This is a genomic window from Kitasatospora sp. NPDC059973, assembly GCF_042737525.1.
Taxonomy (GTDB): Bacteria; Actinomycetota; Actinomycetes; order Streptomycetales; family Streptomycetaceae; genus Kitasatospora.
The window spans coordinates 1-7,970 of record NZ_JBHWUI010000256.1 but is presented as its reverse complement, the minus strand read 5'-3'; the positions used below and the strand labels follow the sequence as shown (position 1 = coordinate 7,970).

The 7,970-nt window shown below is 72.3% G+C and carries 6 protein-coding genes; 1 reads left to right on the top strand and 5 read right to left on the bottom strand.

Annotated features, from left to right (window positions below):
* Positions 1–90 precede the first annotated feature (90 nt).
* From ACFWA9_RS36880 to ACFWA9_RS36865, 4 genes are all read right to left on the bottom strand, one after another.
* Positions 91–909, bottom strand: coding sequence for a family 1 encapsulin nanocompartment shell protein (locus ACFWA9_RS36880; RefSeq protein WP_380393534.1), 819 nt, complete (start codon positions 907–909; stop codon positions 91–93).
* A complete protein-coding gene (locus ACFWA9_RS36875) occupies positions 906–2,018 on the bottom strand; it encodes a Dyp-type peroxidase (RefSeq protein WP_380393531.1) in 1,113 nt (370 codons plus the stop codon). The genes ACFWA9_RS36880 and ACFWA9_RS36875 overlap by 4 nt, the downstream gene beginning before the upstream one ends.
* Before the next feature lie 287 nt (positions 2,019–2,305).
* Positions 2,306–2,938, bottom strand: a complete 633-nt coding sequence (locus tag ACFWA9_RS36870; RefSeq protein WP_380393529.1) for an FMN reductase — start codon at positions 2,936–2,938, stop codon at positions 2,306–2,308.
* Complete coding sequence (locus ACFWA9_RS36865) at positions 2,935–4,041, bottom strand: LLM class flavin-dependent oxidoreductase (protein ID WP_380393526.1); 1,107 nt, start codon at positions 4,039–4,041, stop codon at positions 2,935–2,937. The genes ACFWA9_RS36870 and ACFWA9_RS36865 overlap by 4 nt, the downstream gene beginning before the upstream one ends.
* A 262-nt stretch (positions 4,042–4,303) precedes the next feature.
* Between ACFWA9_RS36865 and ACFWA9_RS36860 the strand changes: the two genes are divergently transcribed.
* A complete protein-coding gene (locus ACFWA9_RS36860) occupies positions 4,304–5,065 on the top strand; it encodes a protein phosphatase 2C domain-containing protein (protein WP_329486978.1) in 762 nt (253 codons plus the stop codon).
* 90 nt (positions 5,066–5,155) lie between these two features.
* Here the strand turns inward: ACFWA9_RS36860 and ACFWA9_RS36855 are convergent, their stop codons facing one another.
* Complete coding sequence (locus ACFWA9_RS36855) at positions 5,156–7,657, bottom strand: collagenase (RefSeq protein ID WP_380393537.1); 2,502 nt, start codon at positions 7,655–7,657, stop codon at positions 5,156–5,158.
* Positions 7,658–7,970 lie beyond the last annotated feature (313 nt).

Genomic DNA, 7,970 nt, shown 5'->3' with positions numbered 1-7,970 from the left:
CGTCACGTCAAAACGCGCCACAGCACGGAGTTCTACCAGAGACACCAGCCCACCATCGAACCGCAGCAAGATCCGAACCTTGAACAGCCCCTAGGGCAGGTCGGACAGGCTCCGGCCGACCAGGGCGACGGCGGCCTCGGCCGTGTAGAGACGGAAGGTCAGCGACTCCTGGAGGTAGAGGTCGACCGAGTCGGCGGTGTGGGAGAGGTAGCCGACCGAGATGTCCTGGCCGAGGACGAGTTCGAAGTCGCCGCCACGGGCCGACAGCAGGAAGGCGCCCTCGATGGCCGGGGCCCAGATGATCTCGCCGTCGAGGAGCCGGGCGATGTGCGCCGCCACCGGGTAGCCGTGGTCGCTGGTCTCGCTGACCGCGGTGAAGGCGTCGGCGCCGAGCAGCAGCGCGTACGGCCCGCCGACTCCGGCGAGGCGCAGCGCGGAGAGCGCCCTCGCCACCGCGTTCGGGTACTCGCGGACGTCCGCCGGGAGCTGGATCGCCGGGTTGCTCGCACCGGCGCGGATGCCCTCGATGGCGGCGGCCCGGTACCCCTCGAAGACGGCGCGGTCCTCGGCGAGGGCGATGGTGCGGGCCGCGTCCTTGACCGGCTGCCAGTCGGAGTCGCGGGAGCCGCGCTCGACGTCGTCGACGGCGACGCGGCTGACGGTGAAGGGCACCCGGAGCTCGACGACGGGCTGGGAGTCGCGGGCGTGGGCGAGCACCCCGTCCGCGGGCGGGGTGATGCCGGTCAGGTGGCCGGTGCCGACGGCGGCGAGGGTGGTGCCCTCGGGGCCGCTCAGGTCCACCACCCGGCGGCCGGCGATGTGGAGCTTGAAGGTCTGCCGGGCCTCCTCCTCGATCTCCTCCCAGGCCGCGGCGGAGACGGGGGCCAGGTCGCGGTGCAGATTGCTCATGACGAAGGGGTCCCTTTCAGGCTGCCGATGCCGAGCGAGCCGTCGGCGGCGGAGGGGGCGGTGTCGGTACTGGCGGTGGCGGTACTGGCGGTGGCGGTACTGGCGGTGGCGGCACTGGCGGCGGTGACCTCGGCCGGGGCGCCGGCGGGAGCGGGCGCGGCCGGCGGCCCGTCGAGGAACTCGGCGGTCGGGACGTAGAAGAGCGAGCCGGTCACCGCCGTGGAGAAGTCGAGCAGCCGGTCGTGTCTGCCCGGCGGGCGGCCGACGAACATGTTGCGCAGCATCTCCTCCGTCACCTCGGGCGTGCGCGCGTAACCGATGAAGTACGTCCCGAACTCGCCGCCGCCGTCGAAGGATCCGAACGCCATGTTGAAGCGCATGATCTGCCGCTCCTCACCGTCGGGGCCGGTGACCGTGGTGAGGGCGACGTGCGAGTCGGCGGGCTTGGTCGCGTCGTCCAGCTCGATGTCGGTGAGCTTGGTGCGGCCGACGGCCCGTTCCTGCTGCTCCACCGGGAGGGTGTTCCAGGCGGTGAGGTCGTGCAGGTACTTCTGGACGACGACGTAGCTGCCGCCGGCGAACCCCGGGTCCTCCGCGCCGACCACCACGGCCGCCGCGGCCGCCCGCCCCTCGGGGTTCTCGGTACCGTCGACGAAGCCCAGCAGGTCGCGGTCGTCGAAGTAGCGGAAGCCGTGGACGGAGTCCACGACGGTGGCGGCACCGGCCAGCCGGCGGGTGAGCTGGCCGGCCAGTTCGAAGCAGAGGTCCAACCGGGTGGCCCGCAGGTGGAGCAGCAGGTCGCCGGGGGTGGCGGGGGCCCGGTGACGGGCGCCCGCCACCTCCCGGAACGGGTGGAGCCCGGCGGGTCTGGGGCCGGCGAAGAGGCGGTCCCAGGCGTCGGAGCCGATGCCGGTGACGCAGGTCAGCCCGGCGTCGGGGGCCCGGAAGCCGACCGAGCGCCGCAGGCCGGCGAGGTCGGGCAGCAGGTCGCGGACGGCCTGCTCACCGCCGGGGTCGATGGTGAGCACCAGGAAGATCGCGACGTTGGTCAGCGGGGTGAGGACGGCCTGCGGCTCCCCGGCGGGCGCGTTCGGGCTCTCGGGCGGCACGGCGGTCTCCACCTCAGGGTTCCCGCGTGCTTCCCCGCCCGGTCCGGCGGTCCGCGACCGGACGGCCGGTGGGGCGGAGCGGCTCCGCGCTCGGAGCATGACGGACCGGCAGTGATCTGATCATGTGTACGATTACACCGCATAGTGGACATTCGGGCGCGATCACACGCACCCGTCCGGCCCAGCGCCACGGCCCGGCGGACGCCCCCGTGAGGGGCGGGCCACTCGGCCCGCCCCTCGTCCCGCTCCGGCTCTCGTCCCGCTCCGGCCGTCGCCCGTTCGTGCCGTCAGGCCCGGAGGGCGGCCAGTTGCTCGGCGAACGGCACCACGGCCGGTGTGTCGGCCGGTGACGGCGCCGTCGTCGGCGGGCGGCCGGCCAGCAGGGTGGCCAGCTCGCCGGCCGCCCGGTCGATCCGGCCCGGCAGGCCGTCGGTGTGCCGGTCCCCCGTCGCGCCCCAGTCGTCCGTCGCCGCGTACACCGCGGTGGGGACGACCACCGAGCGCAGGTAGGCGAAGAGCGGCCGGACGGCGTGCTCCAGGGCGAGCGAGTGCCGGGGAGTGCCGCCGGTGGCGGCGATCAGCACCGGCTTCCCGGCGAGGACGTCGTGGTCGATCACGTCGAAGAAGGACTTGAACAGGCCGCTGTAGGAGGCGGTGAAGATCGGCGTCACGGCGATCAGGCCGTCGGCGCGCGTCACCGCCTCGACCGCCTCGCGCAGGGCCGCGCCCGGGAACCCGGTCACGAAGTTGTGCGCGATGTCGGTCGCGAGGTCCCGCAGTTCGATCACCGTGACGTCCACCGCGCCGCCTGCCGAGCCGAGCTGACGGACCGTCGCCTCGGTCAGCCGGTCGGCCAGCAGGCGCGTCGAGGACGGCTTGCTCAGCCCGGCGGCCACCACCGCCAGTCGGTACGTGCTCACTCGGCCACCTCCGTCGTCTCCTCCTGCGCGGCGAGTGCGGCCGCGACCCGGGCCGCGTGCGTCGGCCCGTCCGGGACGCCCGCCGGGCGGCCCTTGGCGAACTCCTCGCGCAGCACCGGCACGACCTCCTCTCCCAGCAGGTCCAGCTGCTCCAGCACGGTCTTCAGCGGCAGGCCGGCGTGGTCCATCAGGAACAGCTGGCGCTGGTAGTCGCCGAACGACTCGCGGAAGGTCAGCGTCTTCTCGATGACCTCCTGCGGGCTGCCCACGGTGAGCGGGGTCTGCTCGGTGAACTCCTCCAGCGAGGGGCCGTGGCCGTACACCGGCGCGTTGTCGAAGTACGGGCGGAACTCGCGCACCGCGTCCTGCGAGTTCTTCCGCATGAACAGCTGGCCGCCGAGCCCGACGTAGGCCTGCTCCGCCGTGCCGTGCCCGTAGTGGGCGTAGCGCTCGCGGTAGAGGTCGACCAGCTTCTGGAAGTGCTCCTTGGGCCAGAAGATGTTGTTCGCGAAGAAGCCGTCACCGTAGTAGGCGGCCTGCTCGGCGATCTCCGGGCTGCGGATCGAGCCGTGCCAGACGAACGGCGCGACGCCGTCCAGCGGGCGCGGGGTGGAGGTGAAGGACTGCAGCGGGGTGCGGAAGCGGCCCGACCAGTCCACCACGTCCTCGCGCCACAACTGGTGCAGCAGCGCGTAGTTCTCGACCGCCAGCGGGATGCCCTGGCGGATGTCCTTGCCGAACCACGGGTACACCGGGCCGGTGTTGCCGCGGCCCATCATGAGGTCGACCCGGCCGTCCGCGAGGTGCTGGAGCATCGCGAAGTCCTCGGCGATCTTCACCGGGTCGTTCGTGGTGATCAGCGTGGTCGAGGTGGAGAGGATGATGCGTTCGGTCCGCGCGGCTATGTAGCCGAGCATGGTCGTCGGCGAGGACGGCACGAACGGCGGGTTGTGGTGCTCGCCGGTCGCGAAGACGTCCAGGCCGACCTCCTCGGCCTTGCGGGCGATGGCCACCATCGCCTTGATCCGCTCGTACTCGGTCGGGGTGCGGCCGGTGGTCGGGTCGGGGGTGACGTCGCCGACGGTGAAGATTCCGAACTGCATGCTGCTCACCACACTCCTGGTGAATCCCGGGGCGCGGGATCCGATCGTCAAAGTTTCAACCACCTTAGCACCGGCCGCTCCGCCGGTATTCCCCCGCGCGCCCCGCGGGCCGCCCAGGACCGCACGGGTGCGGGGCCGTACCGGTACACGGGCCGGGCAGGCCGTGAGGACCCCGGGGCGGACCGGGCGGTTTCCCGGGCCGGCGGGACAATGGGAGGAGCAAGGACGGCCCGACCCGGAGTCCCGGAAGGGCGGCGAGCCGATGGCGGCCTACATCGCGGTGAGTGCGCTGAGCCACGAGGGCCTGGTGCGCGAACACAACGAGGACAGCCTGACGGTCGGGCCGTGGACGCTCTGCGCGACCGTGACCGGCAACCCGCAGACCCTGCTCTTCCCGACCGGACCGCCCTGCGTGGTCGCGGTGGCGGACGGGCTCGGCGGGCACCCGGGGGGCGAGGTGGCGAGCGCGCTGGTGGCCCGGCGGCTGGCCGCCGCCGGGCCGGGCCTGGAGGGCGAGGAGACCGTCCGGGAGGCCCTGCAGTCCTGCAACCAGGCGGTGTACGCGGCGGCGGCCGAGGATCCGGAACTCGCCGCGATGGGCACGACGGTGGCGGGTGTGGTGCTGCTCCCCGAGCGGATCGTCGCCTTCAACGTCGGCGACAGCCGGGTCTACCGGGTGGAGCGGGACGGCCTGCGCCGGATCAGCGTGGACGACAGTCCGCCGCCGGCCCCCGGGCGGCGGACCACCTCGCTGATCACCCAGTCGCTCGGCGGCTCGTTCGGCCTGACCTTCGTCGAACCGCATGTGCGCGGCATGCCGCTGGCGGTCGGTGACCGGTACCTGGTGTGCAGCGACGGCCTGACCGATCCGGTGCCGGAGGAGGAGCTGTCGGCGCTGCTGACGGGCTCGGCCGAAGGATCGGAACGGGCCGACGGGCGCGCGGTCTACGACCTCTGGAGGGCGGCGATCGAGGCCGGCGGGCCGGACAACATCACGATGGCCCTGGTCCGGGTCGCCGGGTAGCCCCGGCGCGAGCCGCCGCCGGGCCCACGCGGGAGGCCCCGGCGGAGCGCCGCACGCGCTCCCCCGGGGCCTCCGGTCATCCGGGGCCGATCAGAACTCGGCCTTGATGTTCGCGCCGCCGAAGCCCTGCTGGGCGTAGAGGCTGGCGTAGACGTAACCCGCGGGCGGGTTGTCGATGGTGAGGGTCTCGGTGTTGTTGGAGGCGTTGACCGACCGGGCCGTGTAGGCGTTGGTGTACGCCCACGAGGCGGTGTTGAAGTAGAGGTCGGCGTTGCCGGTGCCGCCGGTGCTGGTCAGCTTCAGCTGCTTCGTCCCGGCCGGGATGTAGAGGTAGAAGTGGGCGTAGTTGCCGGTGGTCGCCGCCAGGTTGCTGCGCCGGCAGTTCCGGTCGAGCAGGCGGGTGTCGGCGGCGGAGCACTCGGGCATCCGCGAGACGGTGACCGCCCGGCTGGTGCTCGCGGTGGCGCCCTTGTCGTCGGTCACGGTCAGGGTGACGGTGTAGGTGCCGTCCGCGCCGTAGGTCTTGGTCGGGTTGGCGGCGGTGGAGGTGGTGCCGTCACCGAAGTTCCAGGCGCGGGAGGCGATCGTGCCGTCCTTGTCGGTGGAGCGGTCGACGAAGGTGACGCTCAGCTCGCCGGTCGCGGTCGTGAAGGCCGCCGTGGGCGCCTGGTTGCCGCCCGGGTCGGTGCCGGTGCCGCAGGAGCCGGCCGCGCAGGCGGTCAGCCAGGCGTCGAAGTCGGCGTTGTAGCGGGTGCCGATGGTGGAGGTCAGGTAGCCGCGGGCGCCGTTCCAGTCCCCGGCGCGGTACTTGGCGAGCACCGCGTCCATGTCCGCGCGGTGCTTCTCCAGCATGTAACGGACGGCCAGGTAGCCCCAGTTGTAGACGCGGGTCTGGTCGGCGTTGTCGTACGTGGTGTCGAAGAGCGTGCTCAGGCTGTAGGTGTGCAGGCCGGCGGCGGACATCGCCGCGTCGTACGACACCTTGCGGTACGAGTAGGAGACGTACTCGGCGAAGCCCTCGACCCACCAGACGGTCGGCGTGGTCATCCCGGCGTTGAAGTCGCCGGCCATGTCGAACCGGCCGTCCAGGTAGTGGGTGTACTCGTGGTTGAGGTTCCAGATCTGGAAGTCCGGACGCACCCACTCGGCCTCGTAGGCGAGGAAGCGCGGCTGGTTGCCGACCGCGGCCGGGTCGCCCTCCAGGTACATGCCGCCGTTGTTGGTGTTGATGCCGTAGATGATCGCGGCGAACACGCCGTAGTCGAAGCGGCCGTGGAAGACCACGACCTCGATGGTGGTGTTCCGGTCGTTGGCCACCGGGCCGCCGTCGCGGACCACGGAGTGGAAGTAGGCGTCCTGGCCGGTCAGGCTGGTGCAGGCGGTGGACAGCTGGGTGGAGTCCAGGGCCTGGGCGAGGATCTTGATGCTCGGGCTGCAGGTGTAGCTGACCGTCAGATTGGCCGCCTTGAGGCGGTTGGCGGCGTCGCAGGTGCCGTAGTACGAACAGTTGGCGGCGTCGTAGGCGGCCGTCATCTCGGCGGCGGCGGCCCACTGGTAGGCGGTGCGGCCGCCGACCGAGGCCTGGTCGACCAGGCCCTTGACCAGCGGGCGGTCCTTGGCCTGCAGCGGGGCGTACTGGAGGAAGCGGCCCATCTCGCGGGTGGCGTTGTAGACCAAGAAGCCGTAGTCACCGCCGAGCAGGGCGTTGTTGGCGCCGGCGAAGCCGTACAGCGAGTCCAGCACGCTCGGGTCGGCCTGGACGGCCGAGACGAACGCGGGGATCTGGTGGCCGCGCCACAGCACGGTGAAGACGCCGTTGAGGGCGTTCCCCATCCCGGCCGGGTTGTGGGTGGCGGCGTTGTAGTCGGCCAGCATGCGCTTGACGACGTACAGGTAGCGGACGTTCTCCTGCGCGCTGTCGATCAGCACGACGGCCTCGCCCAGCGTGCCCGAGTTGTCGGAACTCACGTCACGCGAGTGGGAGTTGGCGAAGAAGGTGTCCAGCGCGCCACGGATCGCGGTCTGCAGGGCGGTGCCGTAGGTGCCGACGTCGGCGGGGTGGTACCACTGCACGAAGTAGCCCGCGCGCAGGAAGAGCACCAACTGTCCGGCGGAGGTGGTGTTGTTGCCCGGGTAGGCGGCGGCGGTGTCACGCAGGGCGTTGGCCACGGTGACCATCTGCGCCTCGCGGAAGGCCTTGTTGGCGTCGGTGCCGGTGAGCGTGAACAGCTGGTTGACGCAGCCGAGTTCGGCGGACTTGATCTGCTGGACCAGGGCGCTGCCGGTGCGGCTGGTGAAGTCGCCGACGTTGCAGGCCGCGGCGGTCGCGGCGGCGGACTGCTGCCCGGCGGACTTGGCCGACGTGGCGGCCGCCCCCGTCGAGGCGGCGTCCGCGGGCGCGGTGGCCGAGAGCGGGGCCCGGTCACTGGCGGGGACGGACCGGTTCTGGCCGTCGCCCTGCGCGGCGGCGCCGATGCCGGGCTGCGGGGCCGGGCCGGCCGCCGTGGCGGACGGGGCGCCGCCGGGCTGGGGCGGGACCGGGGCGGGGGCGGCCTGGCCGCGCGGGGCGAACAGACCGAGCGCCAGGAGCATCGCCAGGGCGATCGTCACCAGCCTGGCCAACTGAGGCAGTGGTGAAAAAGGTCGTGCGGTTCTCACGTGGGGGCCTCCGGGCCTTCTTCAACCGCGCTGGGGAGACGCGGCCTTGACGGGAGTGAGGACCGTTGCGACGGCGCCGTGGGGCGGCTCCGTCGTGCACACGGTGGGGAGTGTGACATGTACAATGGCATACATCACATGACGTGTGAAGCCCCTGGACACCGGACTTCGGGCCGGGCCCCGGGGCAGGCTCCCCGGACCGGTGACGACGAACGGCCGTTGGGCCGAGGAATCGACTTCCTCGGCC